Here is a 14,979-nt window from a genome sequence, read left to right as displayed (position 1 = left end):
AACCTGGGCCTAGGCCCTACGACGCAGACAACCCGCACCCGGCACCCGACAGATTCCCACCCCCACAATCCCCGCCGTATTTTGGCAACGTGAGCACACTCGACCGCGCCCTGCGCGGCACCGGCGACCCGACCCGCGTCGAAGGCTCCGCCCGCTGGTACACCGGGTTCCTGGCCGCCCTGGACACCCTGCGCGGCGGCGTCCGGCTCGACGGCCCGGGCGATCTGGCGGCCCTCTTCGACAAACGCCGCTGCCACGGCCGCCTGCGGGAAGCGGGCGTCCCCGTCCCGCACTCGCCCACGTCGGGCCCCGCCGCCCCCGGGATCCACGGCTGGGACGACGTCCGCGCGGCGATGCGCGAGCACCGCATGCCGAGGCTCTTCGTGAAGCTCGCCCACGGCTCCTCCGCCTCCGGGGTGCTCGCGGTCGAGACGGCGGGCGGTGGCCGGATCCGCGCCACGACCTCCGTCGAACGCGCCCCGGACGGGCGGCTGTTCAACTCCCTCAAGGTCCGCCGCTACGACAGCGAACGCGAGATCGCGGCGATCGTCGACCGGCTCGCCCCGGACCACCTCCACCTGGAGCGCTGGTACCCCAAGGCGTCCCAGCAAGGCCGCGCGGCGGACCTGCGGGTCGTGGTGATCGCCGGCCGCGCCACACACGCGGTGGTCCGCACCAGCGGCTCCCCGCTGACCAACCTCCACCTCGGCGGCCGAAGAGGCGACCTCGACGAGGCACGGACGGCGTTCGAGGAGGCGGGCACGGACTGGGCCGACGTCCTCGGGGTGTGCGAACAGGCCGCCGCCTGCTTCCCGGACACCCTGTGCGTCGGCGTCGACCTGCTGCCCGCCGTCGGCTGGAGGGGCGCCGCCGTCGGCGAGGTCAACGCCTTCGGCGACCTGCTGCCCGGCCTCACCGGCCTGCCCGGCAGCGGTGCCGAGGGCCTCGACACGTACGCGGCACAGATCCGGGCCGCCCAGAACCACACCCCGCACCACGGAAGAACCACCCATGCACACCCCTGACATGGCGAGGATCGTCGGCAGCCACGACCTCCTCCTCGTCACCCTCGACACCCTGCGCCACGACGTCGCCGCCGAACTCGCCGCCGAGGGCCGCATCCCGAACCTGGCCCGCCACCTCCCGGACGGCCGCTGGGAGGAACGGCACGCCCCCGGCAGCTTCACCTACGCCTCCCACCAGGCCATCTTCGCCGGCTTCCTGCCCACCCCGGCCACCCCGGGCCCGCACCCCCGGCTCTTCGCCGCACGCTTCGCGGGCAGCGAGACGACCGCCGACGGCACCTTCGTGTACGACACCCCGGACCTCGTCTCCGGCCTCGCGAAGGAGGGCTACCGCACGGTCTGCATCGGCGGCGTCGGCTTCTTCAACAAGCAGGGCCCGCTGGGCACGGTCCTCCCGGGCCTCTTCCAAGAGGCCCACTGGGAACCCGAGTTCGGCGTCACCTCCCCGCACTCCTTCGAGAACCAGGTCACCCGCGCCGAACAGATCGTCGCCGAACTCCCCGAGGAGCAGCGCCTGTTCCTCTTCGTCAACGTCTCCGCCCTGCACCAGCCCAACTGGTTCCACCTCCCCGGCGCCACCCGCGAGTCCGGCGACACCCGCGCCAGCCACGCCGCCGCCCTGGAGTACGTCGACCGGCACATCGGCCGCCTCTTCACCGCCGCGAGCAGCCGCCGCCCCTGCTTCACCATCGTCTGCTCCGACCACGGCACGGCCTACGGCGACGACGGCTACACCGGCCACCGCCTCGGCCACCCCGTGGTGTGGACGGTCCCGTACGCCCAGTTCACCCTGAACGAGAGGGAGCCGGCGTGACCGCGAGCCCCTACCAGTCGTACGTCTACGCCTACCCCCACAAGACCGCGTACCGGAGACTTCCCGACCGTCCGTCCCTCACCGAACTCTGGGCGGCCGAACCCCAGCACGCCCTCTCCCTCTACTTCCACATCCCGTTCTGCGAAGTCCGCTGCGGCTTCTGCAACCTCTTCACCCGCATCGGCGCCCCCGACGGCCTCACCACCGCCTACCTCGACGCCCTCGAACGCCAGGCGAAAGCGGCCCGCGAAGCCCTCACGGCCCCGCACTTCGCCACCGCGGCCTTCGGCGGCGGCACCCCCACCTTCCTCACCGCCCCGGAACTCGACCGCCTCTGCGACCTCGCCGAAGGCATGGGCGCCGACCTCAAGTCCATCCCCCTCTCCGTCGAGGCGTCCCCCGCGACCGCCACCGCCGACCGCCTCCGCGTCCTCGCCGACCGGGGCACCACGCGCCTCAGCCTCGGCGTCCAGAGCTTCGACGACACCGAGGCGCGAGCCGCCGTCCGCCCGCAGAAACGCGCGGACGTCGAAGCGGCGCTGGCCAGGATCAGGGACGCGAAGATCCCCGTGCTCAACATCGACCTGATCTACGGCATCGACGGCCAGACGGCGGCCACGTGGCTCAACTCCCTGAACTCCGCCCTGAGTTGGCGCCCGGAGGAGCTGTACCTCTACCCCCTGTACGTCCGCCCCCTCACCGGCCTCGACCGTCGGTCCTCCGGCGCCCCCGACCCCGCGTGGGACGAACAGCGCCTGCGCCTCTACCGGCTTGGCCGCGACCACCTCCTCTCCGAGGGATACGTCCAGCACTCGATGCGCATGTTCCGCCGCGCCGACGCCCCCGACCAGGGCGCCGACGACTACGCCTGCCAGACCGACGGAATGGTCGGCCTCGGCTGCGGAGCGCGGTCGTACACACGGGAGTTGCACTACTCCTTCGACTACGCCGTCGACATGACCGAGATACGCGGGATCATCGACGACTACGTGACCACCGAGGACTTCTCCCGCGCGGAGATCGGCTTCGCGATGGACGACGACGAGCGCCGCCGCCGCTACCTCCTCCAGTCCCTCCTCCAGGCGGAGGGGTTGCCCGCAGCGGGCCAACGGGAGTACTTCGCACCCGAGTTGGAGCGCTGGGCCGAGCGCGGCTGGCTGACCGACACGGACGGCCGGCTGAAGCTCACCCCGGAGGGCCTCGCCCACTCCGACGCGATCGGCCCCGACCTGTTCTCCCCGGCGGTGCGTCGCCGGATGGCCGCGTACGAGAGGAAGTGACCGCCGTGGACCTCACGTTGCTCTACCGGGGCCCGCTCGCCTCCTGCGACTACGACTGCCCCTACTGCCCGTTCGCCAAGCGCCGCGACACCACGGCCCAACTCCGCGCGGACAGACAGGCGTTGGACCGCTTCACGACCTGGGCCACGCACCAGACCGACGACAACCTCTCGATCCTCTTCACCCCCTGGGGCGAGGGCCTGGTCCGCTCCTGGTACCGCCGCGCCCTCGTCGACCTCTCCCACCTCCCGCACGTCCGCCGCGTCGCCATCCAGACCAACCTGAGCTGCCGCACCGACTGGCTGACCGACGCCGACCCCGACACCCTCGCCCTGTGGTGCACCTACCACCCCGGCCAGACCCCCTACGACCGCTTCCTCGCCAAGTGCCGTGACCTGACGGCGAAGGGCATCCGGTACAGCGTCGGGATCGTCGGCCTCCCCGGCCACCTCGACGACGCCCGCCGCCTGCGCGCCGACCTCCCGGACCACGTCTACCTGTGGGTGAACGCGGCCGAGGGCCACACCTACGACGACGAGTCCGCCGCCGACTGGACGGCCCTCGACCCCCTCTTCCCGTACAGTCGCCACCCGCACGCCAGCGCCGGACTGCCCTGCCGCACCGGCGAATCGGTGATCTCGGTGGACGGCGAAGGGACGGTCCGGCGCTGCCACTTCGTCAAGGCGGAACTCGGGAACCTGTACGACGGCTCCTACCGGGAAGCGCTCAAACCCCGCGCCTGCCCGCTCGCGGTGTGCGACTGCCACATCGGGTACGTCCACCTGGAGACCCTCCCGCTGTACGACACGTTCGCGGGAGGGGTCCTGGAGCGTATCCCTACAGCTGCCGCGCGAGCCGCAGGGTGAGGATCTGGAACGGCCGCAGCGCGAACCGCACTTCAGCCCCCGACACGTCCAACGGCTCACCCTCCAGCGGGCGTTCCAGCAGGTCGGTGACGATCGCTCCGGCCAGGGGGAATCCGGCCGTGAGGGTGGCGCGGGCGCGCGTCCCCCGGGACTCGAAGAGCCGGACGACGACGTCGCCGCTCGTGTCGTCCGCGAGCTTCACCGCCTCGACGACCACGCCCTCGTCGTCCACGGCGACCAGCGGCGCGACCGTCGCCGAGCCCGGAGCCGTGCGCTCGGCCAGGTTGAACCGGTAGCCCTCACGGACCGCGTCCGGCACCTGGGCGCCGATCAGCAGGCCGTAGGCCAGGCGGTGGGTGCCCTGGTCCTGCTCCGGGTCGGGGAAGCGGGCCGCGCGCAGCAGGGTCAGGCGGACGGTGGTGGTCGTGCCGCCGTCGGCGCGGACGTCACGGGTGACGTCGTGGCCGTACGAGGAGTCGTTGACCAGGGCCGCACCCCAGTCCTTCTCGCCGACGTGCAGGTAGCGGTGCGCGCACACCTCGAACTTGGCCGCGTCCCAGGTGGTGTTGGTGTGGGTGGGGCGCTCCACGTGCCCGAAGGGGATCTCGGCGGTCGAGTGCGCGGCCCGCACGTCCAGCGGGAACGCGGCCTTCAGGACCTTCTCCCGCTCGTGCCAGTCGACGACCGTGTCCACCGACAGTCGCCGGGATCCCGCAGGCAGGGTCAGGATCTGCTCGATCCGCGACTCCCCGAACACCCGGACCACCCGCACCCCGTCCCCGCCCTCGGTCACCGCCACCGACTCGGCCTCGGTGAGGTCGCGCACGGTGTTGCGGTAGAAGACGTCCAGGTCCCAGGCGTCCCACTGGTTCGGGAAGTCCTGGTGGAGCTGGAGCAGGTTGCCGACCGCACCCGGCGCCAGCGCCTCGCGGTCGGCTTCGAGGTCGTAGGCGGAGGTGACGAGGCCACGGGGGTCGATGACGACGCGGACGACGCCGTTGTCCAGCACGAAGGTCCGACCGTCCGCGACGGGTGCCACAGGGGCGTCCGGGTTCGCGTCACGCACTGCCGCCCCGAACGCCGCGACTCCACCCCGACCGTGCGGAGCCGCGTTGAAGACGACCGTCCCCTCCCCGTCACCGGCCAGCGCCCCCTGCGCCACTCCGATCAGCCCGTTCAGCTCCTCCGCCACCCGCGCGTACGTCACCTCGGCCTCCCGGTGCACCCAGGCGATGGACGTGCCGGGCAGGATGTCGTGGAACTGATGCAGCAGAACCGTCTTCCACAGCCGGTCCAACTCGGCGTACGGGTAAGGCGTGCCGTGCCGGACCGCCGCCGTAGCCGCCCACAACTCGGCCTCACGCAGCAGGTGTTCGCTGCGCCGGTTGCCCTGCTTGGTGGCCAACTGGCTGGTGAGGGTGCCCCGGTGGAACTCCAGGTACAGCTCGCCGGACCAGACGGGAGCGCCGCCGTTCGCCTCGTACTCGGCGTGGGCCTTCTCGAAGAACTCCAGCGGGCCGGCGATCTCGACGCGCGGGGCGCCCTCCAGGTCCTTCATGCGGGCGGCGCGCGACAGCATCTCGCGGGTGGGGCCGCCACCGCCGTCGCCGTAGCCGAACGGGATCAGGGAGTGGTTGGCGCGCGCCTTGTCCTGGAAGTTGCGGACGCTGTGGGCGACTTGGGCGCCGGACAGTTCGCCGTTGTAGGAGTCGACGGGCGGGAAGTGACTGAAGATGCGGGTGCCGTCGATGCCCTCCCACCAGAACGTGTGGTGCGGGAACTTGTTCGTGGTGTTCCAGGAGATCTTCTGGGTGAGGAACCACTTCACCCCGGCCAGCTTCATGATCTGCGGGAGGGCCGCGTTGTAGCCGAAGGTGTCCGGGAGCCACATGTCCTCGGTCTCGACACCGAACTCTTCGAGATAGAACCGCTTCCCGTGGACGAACTGACGGACCAGCGCCTCACCGCCGCTGATGTTGGTGTCCGGCTCCACCCACAGGCTGCCCGTCGGCACGAACTGCCCGGTCTTCGCCTTCTCCTGGGCGCGCGCGTACACCTCGGGCCGGTGCTCCTTGAGCCAGGCGAGCTGCTGCGCCTGCGACATCACGAACGTGAACTCGGGGTGGTCGTCCATGAGTTGGGTGACGTTGGAGACCGTGCGGGCCACCTTGCGGACCGTCTCGCGCAGCGGCCACAGCCACGCCGTGTCGATGTGCGCGTGCCCGACGGCCGTGATCCGGTGGGCGCCCGCGTGCGCGGGGGAGTCCAGCGCGGGGGCGAGTGCGGCGCGAGCGGCTGCCGCCGTGCCGCTGATGTCCTGCAAGTCGACGGCGTCCAGGGCGAGTTCGATCGCGCGCAGGATCTGCCAGCGGCGCGGGGAGTCGGGGGACAGCTCGTGCATGAGCTGGCCGAGGACGTCCAAGTCCTGGGTGAGTTCGTGGACTTCGCGGTCGACGACGGCCAGGTCCATCCGGCGCAGCCGGTACACCGGGGCGCCCGGGTCGGCCGCCGGGTCGCCGAGCCAGGGGGCGGGGCCGCCGACCGTGACCGGCACGAACTGCACCTGGTCCTGGCCGGTGTGCATGACGACCGGGTTCGCGGCGGCCTCGACGAACACCGTGAACTCCTCGCCGCCGACGGCCTCTTCGGCGACCGGCAGCCAAGTGTTGCGCGGGTTGAGGGCCTTCACGGCGGTGCCGTCGGCCCGGTAGACGAGGCCCTCGGCGGAGAACCCGGCGGAGTGCGTGCCGAACCCGAGGTCGAGGACCGCCTCCACGGGCAGCCCCGCCCAGTCGGCCGGTACGGTCCCGGTGACCTTGAACCAACTCGTCGTCCAGGCGGGCCCCCACGGGTCCCCGACCTTCACCGGCCGGTAGGGCGCCGCGAGCCCCTCGCTGACCGGGACCGGCTCACCCGGCACGTCCCACGCCTCGACCGAGAGGGGGACCGCCCTGGCGTGGACGGCCGGCCGGATGCGTTCCTCCAGCACCCGGCGCAGCCGCTGTTCGGTGACGTCACGGTCGTTGTGCATGTGGATCTCCGTAGCAGAAGTGGGGGAATTCGGCGCTGGCCAAGGGGGCGAGCCAGGGGGAGTTCAAGCCGGGGGGCGTCAGCCCTTGAGCGCGCCGCCGAGCGCGAAGCCGCCGCCCAGCTTGCGGGCCAGCACCAGGTACAGCATCACGACCGGCAGCGAGTAGAGGAGCGAGAACGCCGACAACTGCCCGTACTGCGTCTGGTCATGGGCGCTGAGGAAGGTGAACACGCTGACGGACGCGGGGAGTTTCTCCGGCGACAGCAGCAGGATGAAGGGGACGAAGAAGTTCCCCCACATGCCGATGAACGTGAAGATGGTGACCACGACGACACCGGGGCGCATCAGCGGCAGCACCACCCGCCACAGCACCTGCATCGTGTTCGCCCCGTCGATGCGCGCCGCCTCCTCCAGCACGACCGGCACGCCGTCCATGAAGTTCTTCATCAGCCAGATGCCGAACGGCAGCGAGGACGCCGCCAGGAACAGGGTCGTGCCCGGCATCGAGTCGATCAGGTCGACCTGCACGAACATGCTGTACACGGGGATCATCACGGCCGTGATGGGCAGCCCCGTCGAGAACAGGATCGTGTACAGGAACGGGCGGCGCACCCGCGACCGGTACCGGGAGAGCGGGTACGCGCACAGGATCGACGCGACGACCGTGATCGCCGTCCCGAACCCGCACAGCAGCAGGCTGTTGAGCATCGGGCGGTAGGTCGTGTCGACGTTCATGACCGCGTCGAAGTTGTCCAGCGTCAGCGAGCCGGGCAGCTTGAGCTGGAAGGAGTTGAGGTCGCTGACGGAGGCCAGCAGCATCCACAGCAGCGGCAGGACGTAGACGACAGACACCGCGACGAGGACGAGGTTCACCGTCAACTTGCCGAGGCCCAGCCGTCGTTCACGGGTGGCGGCCATCAGTCGTCCTCCATCTTCAGCAGGCGGATGTACACGACGGAGAACAGGGCGCCGACCACGAGCAGCACCAGCGCGATCGCCGTGCCGTAACCGATCAGGCTGTTCTGGAACGCCTGTTGGTACATGAAGATCGGCAGGGTCTCGCTCTTGTTGCCGGGACCGCCGCGCGTCATCGTGTAGATCAGCCCGAAGACCGACAGGGTCTGGAGGGTGATCAGCATCAGGTTCGTGAGGATCGTCGGCCTGATCACCGGGAGCGTCACCCGCCACAGCCGCTGCCAGGCGTTCGCGCCGTCCATCTCGGCGGCCTCGGTCAGTTCGGCCGGTACGTCGTTGATGGCGGCGGTGAACACCATCAGCGAGAACGCCGTCCCGCGCCACACGTTGGCCAGGCACACCGCCAGGATCGGCGTCGTGTACAGCCAGTTCTGCGTGGGCAGGCCGACCGCGTCGAGCAGCGAGTTCAGCGAGCCCTGGTCGAAGAAGAACGCGTACATCAGGTACCCGGCGACGACTTCGGGCAGCACCCAGGCCGCGATGACGACCCCGCTGATCAGCGAGCGCACCGGCTTGCTCGCCTTCTGCATCAGGATCGCGAGCGCGAGGCCCAGCGTGTTCTGCCCGATCACCGCCGAGCCGACGACGAACACCAGCGTCAGCTTCACGGCGTTGAGGAAGTCGTCGTCCTTGAACGCGCGGGTGAAGTTGTCGACGCCGACGAAGTCGGTGCCGGCCGCGCCGGTCAACTGCATGTCGGTGAAGGCGTAGTAGACGCAGTACGCGATGGGTCCGGCGAGGAACACCGCGAGCAGGACGACCGCCGGGACCGTCGGCAGGCCGCGCAGCAGCGAGCGCAGGACCGGCGAGGGGGCCACCCCGCGAGAGCGCTTCTCGCGGGGTGTCAGCGGGGTGACGGCGGTCACTTGGTGCCCTGGACCGTCTTGTCGGCTCCGACCGCCGACTTGACATCGTTGTCGTACGTGGCTGCGGCCTTGTCGGCGGACGCCTGTCCCGTCGTCACCGACTCCATCGCCTTCTGGATGGCCGTCGAGACCTGGTTGTACTCGGGGAGGCCGGGACGGTAGTGGGTGTCGGCGACCAGTCCGGTGAAGAACTTGTTGGTCGGGACGGCGTTCAGGTACGCCGGGTCGGCCGCGACGTCGTTACGGACGGCGATCGTGGCGTTCAGGACGTTCCACTTCGAGGAGTTGGCCTTCGTCTGGAGCGTTCCGGAGAGGAACTTCCAGGCGAGATCGGCGTTCTTGGCCTTCGCCGGGACCGACCACGCCCAGCCGCCGGACATGCTGGTCGCACCGGGGGCCTGGCCGTTCTGGGTCGGCATCGCGGCCGTCCCCATCACCGTGTTCCACTCCTTCCACGGCGTCGGGGACGTCGTGCCCCAGTTGTTCGGCATCCAGGAGCCGTCGATGTCGATCGCCAGCTTGCCCTGCGGGATGAGTTCCGTGCCGACCGTGGTGCCGAAGTTGGCGCCGAGCGCCTGCTCCTTGGCGGGGCCGAGGCCGTCGTTGTAGACGGTGTGGACGAAGTCGAGGGCGTCCTTGAAGCCCTGGCTGCCGACGACCCACTTCTTCTGTCCGGCGTCGTACAGCGAGTTGTTCGCCGCCTGCGTGCCGTAGAGCAGCATCTCGAAGCCCTGCATCGAGGACGCCTCGCCACCAGCCTGGCCCGTGTACAGGTTGAGCGGGGTGACGCCGGGGAGCTTCGCCTTGACGGCCCTCGCGGCCGTCAGGACGTCCGCCCAGGTCTTCGGCTGCCACGGGACGGGGATGCCGGCCTTCTGGAGGAGCTGTTTGTTGTACCAGATGCCGCGCGTGTCGGTGTTGTCCGGGACGCCGTACACCTTGCCGTCCGCGGCGCCCGTGACGGCGCCCTTCGCGGCTGCCGCGTACTGGGACCAGTCGGCCCACTGCGCCGTGTACGAGTCGAGGGGCTTGAGGTAGCCGCCCGCGATGTCGGAGTTGATCAGCGCGGTGTCCTCGTAGACCAGGTCGGGGGCGGTCGAGGGGGACCGCATCATGAGCTGGATCTTCGTGTAGTAGTCGTTCTCGGAGGCGGTGACCGGGACCAGCTGGACCTTGGTGCCGGGGTTGGCGGCCTGGAACTCCTTGACGGCCGAGGCGAGGAAGTCGGCCTGGAGCTTGACCGTGCTGTTCAGGTTCTGCCAGTAGACGACCTTGACGGTCTTGGCCGAGCTGCCCGACGAACCCGAACCACAGGCGGTGACAGCCAGTGCGGTGGCGGCGGTGAAGGCCGCGGCGGTGACGATTCTCGTGCGCACAGTGGTTCCTCCGGAACACGAAACCTGGGAAATGACGAGATGTTCTTCGACTGTTTCCAGCCACCAGGATACGGGCGTGCGCCGCTCTGACCTGGCCTCGGCGCCATATCGCCCGGCCTGTGCGACCGGATTTGATGGGCGTCAGCTAAATCCAATTGATGGATTAAGTCAATGCTTCCGGCGTGTAAACTTTCGGCCGACGGCACGCTCTGGGGGAGCGGCCGGTTCGAGGTGAGGGGTTCAGGTGGGACGGGTGACGCAGCAGGTGCGGGCGGAACGTGTGACGGACGGGGTACGCGTGGCCCCGGGGAGTCCGGTGGCGACGCAGAGCGGGACGAACCTGCCGCGCGTCGGTGGCTACAACCAGGCGGTCGTCCTCGACGCCGTGCGCACCGGCGGGGAGATCAGCCGGGTCGAGCTGGCCGCGCTGACCGGGCTCACCAACCAGACCGTCTCCAACGTCGTCCGCAAGCTCCTCGACGCCGGGCTCGTCGCCGAGGCCGGGCAGGCCCCGTCCAACGGGGGCAAGCGGCGCACGCTGCTGTCCCTGCGCGCCGACGGGGCGTACGCGCTCGGCGTCCACCTCGATCCGGACGCCGCCGTCATCGTCGTCGTCGACCTCTCCGGGCAGGTCGTGGGGAGCAGGCGGCTGAGGCTCACCGAGCCCTGGGAGCCGGACGACCTCGTCGACCGGGTATCCCGGGCGGCCCTGCGGCTCGTGGAGCGGGCCGGGGTCGACCGGGGGCGGCTCCTCGGGCTCGGCGTCGCCGAGCCGGGGCCGCTCGACGGGACCACCGGGGCCGTCGTGTCGCCGCCGAACTTTCCCGGGTGGGGGCGGGTGCCGCTCACCGAGATGTTCGCCGCGGCCACCGGGCTGCCCGTCGCGCTCGACAACGACGCGACCGCCGCGGCCATAGGGGAGCGGTGGATCGGGGGCGCCGCGCGCGCCGGGAGCTTCCTCTTCGTCTACCTCGGGACCGGGGTCGGCGCCGGGATCGTCCTCGACAACACCGTGCTCCACGGCGACTCCGGGAACGCCGGGGAGTTCGGCCACATGCCGGTCGAGCCCGGGGACCGGGTCTGCCAGTGCGGCGCGTACGACTGCCTCGGGCCTTACTGCTCACCGGCCGCGATCATCCAGGACCTGTTCGAACGCCACGGGACGGATGCCGCCGCGCGTGCGGGAGTCACCGGTTCCCCCGACTCCGTCCACCTCGACTGGAAAGCCCTCCGCAAGGCCGCCCGCGCCGGCGACGAGGCCGCCCTCGACGTCGTCCGCCGGGCCGCCCGCCGCATCGGCCAGGCCGCGCGGGGGGCCACGAGCCTGCTCGACGTCGGGCGGATCGTCCTCGGGGGAGAGGCGCTGCGCGGGATCGAGGGACTCATGCGGGAGGAGATCGAGGCGGCCGTCAACCGGACGTCCGTGGCGCGCACGATCCGGGCGATCCGCGTCGACCAGAGCGTCATCGGCGAGACGGTCGGGGCGGTGGGGGCGGCGTCGCTCGTCCTGCACGGGAACTATGCGCCGGGGTGGCGGCTGCTGACGGAGGCGTGAGGGTTCGAAGGAACAGGGCCGCAGGTGTCCGGGGGGCGCGGGGAAACCGCGTGATCAGCCACCGTGCGCCCCCAGCCGCCCACATACCGAAGCAACCGCGCTGGTGGGCGCGTTGATCCACCCCGTAGGCTCAGTACCGTATGCGCCACCCCGCCCAGCCGAGTGTTCTGGGCCCGTCAGGCAGGAAAACAGACTCGACGTGTTCAGTTACACGCCCATATTCGACCGTCTCGTCGCCGAACGCGGGGACATACCCGCCCAGGTTCGTGCGGAGGCGGAGGGGATCCAGCGGGATTTGGCCCGGATCATTCAGGCACCGCCGATCGGCGCCGGGCCGCTCGCGCGGCGGCCGTTCTCTGCGGACGGAGGGTCGGGATCGGCGTTTTTCTGAGAGGGAGGGGCCGTTCCGGTCGTGGGGTGGTTCAGGCACCCCCGGGGACGTCGCGGGCCGGATGTTCCAGAGCGCGTCGCAGCCGGTCCAGCCACTGCCCGGCATGACCGCCCGAGGCGCACTCGGGCCACTCCACGTCCCAGTCGGTGACCGACGCGGGGTCGAAGGCGCCGAGGACGCGGCGCAGGAGGCGGGGGCCGAGGCGGGTGCGGGGGGACTCCGCGAGGAGGACCGCGTCGTAGAGATCCTTGGCCTGAGCCCGGCCCTCGGTGGCGGCGTCGGTGCGCAGCCACAGGAGCTTCCAGGCGAGGGAGAGTTCACGGCTCGCCGTACGGACCGGGGTCGGAGGGTGGCCGCCCGCACGCGGGACCAGTGTCCAGACGGGCGGTTCGGGCAGGAACTCGTCCCGGGCGAAGTCCAGTTGCACGGCCCCGGTGAGCGTTCCGGGGTGTTCCGTGCGCCAGGGAATGCTCAGGCGCACACCAGGGATGTCGTACCCGGCATACGTCCAGTTCCCCTCGTCGCGCGCCCCCGCCGCGTCCAGGACGACACCCGCGCCCGCGTACGGCCGGTCCCGTATCCGCTCCACCAGGTCGTGGTACGGCGGACTCGGGTCGACGTCCTCGGAGTCGACCCACGACAGCCCCTCCGGCGGCAGGATCCGCCGCTCCCCGCCGGTGCCGAACTCCTCCTCGCGCCACAGGTCGTAGCCCGCCGCCCCCGCGAACGCCTCCGGCCACTGCTGGACGTCCTCGATGTGCCACGCGTACGGGTACGGGTCCTCCGGGTCGACGCCCGTCTCCTCCTCCAGCACGATCCAGTCCAGATCACCCGGCGGGCGCGCGGCGTCCCCCACCCACGCCGGCATCGTCATGCTCCCGCGCAGCACCAGCGAGGCGCTCCAGGGGGCGTCCGCGATCAACGCCAGCACATGGTCGAGGGCGGCGCGCTGTTCCCGTTCCGTCACGTCGAGCACGCTAGCGGCGGCCACTGACAACGCCGTCCCACCTGGAGGGTAAGCGCTTGCTGAAATCTGGGTGCAACATCCTTGACAAGTTCGTGGGCGCCGACCCAGACTCACCGCGTTGATCACCCCGGCTCAAGACGCGGGCACCGGCCGATGCGCGGCGGGGGCCGCGTCCGTCGTGAAGAAGGTACTGCCGTGCCCCTGCGTTCCCGTAACTCCCGGCGTCCCCGTGTCCGTTCGCTGGTCGCCACCGCCGTGGCCCTCGCCGGTGTCGCGGCCCTGGGCGCCGGTGTCCCGGCGTCCGCCGCCGACCGCACCGCCGCGACCGCGACGAACACGAGCCAGTTCAAGGGTGTCAACTGGGCGGACCCGCGCGACAACTACGCCAACGACGAAGTCGTCCTGTCGGGGCTGTCCCTCTCGGACACGTACGCGCAGACGTTCCACAAGGCGACGCGGATCATCGCCGCGTTCCGGGCCAACCTGGGCGCCAACACCGTCCGCATCCCGATCAACCCGTACACGGTGAACGGGAAGTACTGGCACTCCTACCGCGCGGTCATCGACGCGGCGACCGCGCAGGGCTTCAAGGTGATCGTCTCCTACTGGGAGGGCTCCGGCGACCGGAAGGACGGGTTCATCGACGACCAGGCGACGTACTGGCCGATGTGGAAGACCGTCACGAGCGCCTACCGGTACAACAGCCGCGTGTACTTCGAGCCGATGAACGAGCCGCACGGCTACACGCCCACCGAGTGGGCCGACATCGCCGCGAAGTGGATCGACACCTTCCCGAAGGTGCCGCGTAACCGGATCTTCGTCAGCGGCAGCGGGTACAACGACAGCGTCGTCTCCGTCTGCGCCGATCCGCGGCTCAAGGGTACGTACCTGTCCCTCCACCACTACGGCTTCTGGGGCAACCGCACCTACGACGAGTGGGTGACCGACCTCAAGACCCGCCTCGGCGACTGCGCGTACCGCACCGTGGCCGACGAGTTCGGCGCGACCATGACGAGCGGCCTCGACTACAACGGCTCCAACGTCGGCAACAACGAGATCTCCTTCATCCAGGCCGACACCGACGTCTTCCGCGCGCTGCACATGGGCGCCGTGTACTGGCCCGGCCTGCGGACCGGCGACACGTACTCCCTCCAGACCCTGACCGGCCCGGCCGCCAACCCGTGGCTCACGACGACGAACCAGTCCGGCGCGGACCGGCTGAAGTGGGCGTGGGGGCGGTAGGGGGTTCGGGTTCGCCGGAGGTCCCTTGAGTTCCCTGGAGTTCGCCGGAGTTCGCCGGGGCGGGAGCGGGAACGCGGAGGCTCGCGAGCGGGTGGCGGGCCGGCCGCTGGGGTCTGTTCAGGTGGCGGGCCGGTCGCTGAAGTTGGCGAGATGAAAGGCCCACCGCCGCGGCCGGCGCGGTGAGAGCGGGCCGTCGAGACCCGTGAGGTGAAGGGCCGACCACCGAGGTCGGCGAGCTGGAGGGCGGGGCCGTGCAGGCTCCGCCCTTCTCGTGTCCGGCGTCCGGCACACTCGGCGTCATGTATCTCTACGTCGGCCCTGCGGAGTTGGCCGCCCTCGTCCGGCCGGACGGCGCCGGTGCGCTCGTCGACACGCCGTCCCGGCTGGGGAGTTGGGCCGCCCGGCAGTGCGCCGAGGACCTGGCGGAGCCGTTCACCTACGTGGTCGACCCGGAGGGGCGCCTGCGGCTCGCGCCTGCGGCTCGCGCCTAGGACACGTCGGTCGACCCGCGCGAGGCGTTCGCCGGCACCTTCCACATCGCCGAGGGATACACCCAACTGGCCGCCGCCTACGCCGAGTCGGCCGCAGGAC

The 14,979-nt window shown here is 70.7% G+C and carries 12 protein-coding genes; 7 read left to right on the top strand and 5 right to left on the bottom strand.

The window, feature by feature from the left end:
- From ACVNF4_RS21515 to ACVNF4_RS21500, 4 genes are all read left to right on the top strand, one after another.
- The coding region (locus ACVNF4_RS21515; RefSeq protein ID WP_461804491.1) for an STM4014 family protein at positions 1–1,025 on the top strand (1,025 nt) is incomplete at its 5' end.
- 1 nt (position 1,026) lies between these two features.
- Complete coding sequence (locus ACVNF4_RS21510; RefSeq protein ID WP_461804493.1) at positions 1,027–1,839, top strand: STM4013/SEN3800 family hydrolase; 813 nt, start codon at positions 1,027–1,029, stop codon at positions 1,837–1,839.
- Positions 1,836–3,119, top strand: coding sequence for an STM4012 family radical SAM protein (locus tag ACVNF4_RS21505; protein WP_461804490.1), 1,284 nt, complete (start codon positions 1,836–1,838; stop codon positions 3,117–3,119). The genes ACVNF4_RS21510 and ACVNF4_RS21505 overlap by 4 nt, the downstream gene beginning before the upstream one ends.
- A 5-nt stretch (positions 3,120–3,124) precedes the next feature.
- Entirely contained in the window at positions 3,125–3,985 is an 861-nt protein-coding gene (locus ACVNF4_RS21500; protein ID WP_461804489.1) for an STM4011 family radical SAM protein, read from the top strand.
- On the opposite strand, the gene ACVNF4_RS21495 is transcribed toward ACVNF4_RS21500, so the two are convergent.
- The 4 genes from ACVNF4_RS21495 to ACVNF4_RS21480 form a co-directional block, all read right to left on the bottom strand.
- A complete protein-coding gene (locus tag ACVNF4_RS21495) occupies positions 3,957–7,016 on the bottom strand; it encodes an alpha-mannosidase (protein WP_461804488.1) in 3,060 nt (1,019 codons plus the stop codon). The two genes, ACVNF4_RS21500 and ACVNF4_RS21495, sit on opposite strands and share 29 nt — an antisense overlap.
- Before the next feature lie 78 nt (positions 7,017–7,094).
- The gene (locus tag ACVNF4_RS21490) at positions 7,095–7,934 is read right to left on the bottom strand and encodes a carbohydrate ABC transporter permease (RefSeq protein ID WP_461804487.1); all 840 of its coding nucleotides are present in this window, start codon (positions 7,932–7,934) and stop codon (positions 7,095–7,097) included.
- Positions 7,934–8,839 (bottom strand): carbohydrate ABC transporter permease, encoded by a 906-nt coding sequence (locus ACVNF4_RS21485; RefSeq protein ID WP_461804492.1) that lies wholly within the window; start codon positions 8,837–8,839, stop codon positions 7,934–7,936. The genes ACVNF4_RS21490 and ACVNF4_RS21485 overlap by 1 nt, the downstream gene beginning before the upstream one ends.
- A gap of 14 nt (positions 8,840–8,853) precedes the next feature.
- Entirely contained in the window at positions 8,854–10,233 is a 1,380-nt protein-coding gene (locus ACVNF4_RS21480) for an extracellular solute-binding protein (protein WP_461804486.1), read from the bottom strand.
- 253 nt (positions 10,234–10,486) lie between these two features.
- On the opposite strand from ACVNF4_RS21480, the gene ACVNF4_RS21475 reads away from it, so the two are divergent.
- Entirely contained in the window at positions 10,487–11,788 is a 1,302-nt protein-coding gene (locus ACVNF4_RS21475) for an ROK family transcriptional regulator (RefSeq protein ID WP_461804485.1), read from the top strand.
- A 422-nt stretch (positions 11,789–12,210) separates the two neighbouring features.
- Here ACVNF4_RS21475 and ACVNF4_RS21470 read toward each other — a convergent pair whose 3' ends face one another.
- Positions 12,211–13,146 (bottom strand): nucleotidyl transferase AbiEii/AbiGii toxin family protein, encoded by a 936-nt coding sequence (locus tag ACVNF4_RS21470; RefSeq protein ID WP_461804484.1) that lies wholly within the window; start codon positions 13,144–13,146, stop codon positions 12,211–12,213.
- A gap of 195 nt (positions 13,147–13,341) precedes the next feature.
- Here ACVNF4_RS21470 and ACVNF4_RS21465 point away from each other — a divergent pair, with 195 nt between their 5' ends.
- A complete protein-coding gene (locus ACVNF4_RS21465; protein WP_461804483.1) occupies positions 13,342–14,388 on the top strand; it encodes a glycoside hydrolase family 5 protein in 1,047 nt (348 codons plus the stop codon).
- 299 nt (positions 14,389–14,687) lie between these two features.
- Positions 14,688–14,879, top strand: a complete 192-nt coding sequence (locus ACVNF4_RS21460) for a hypothetical protein (RefSeq protein WP_461804482.1) — start codon at positions 14,688–14,690, stop codon at positions 14,877–14,879.
- Positions 14,880–14,979 lie beyond the last annotated feature (100 nt).

The organism is Streptomyces sp. S6 (assembly GCF_054880855.1).
Note: the sequence above shows the minus strand (reverse complement) of the source record. Positions and strands in the feature narration are given on the sequence as shown.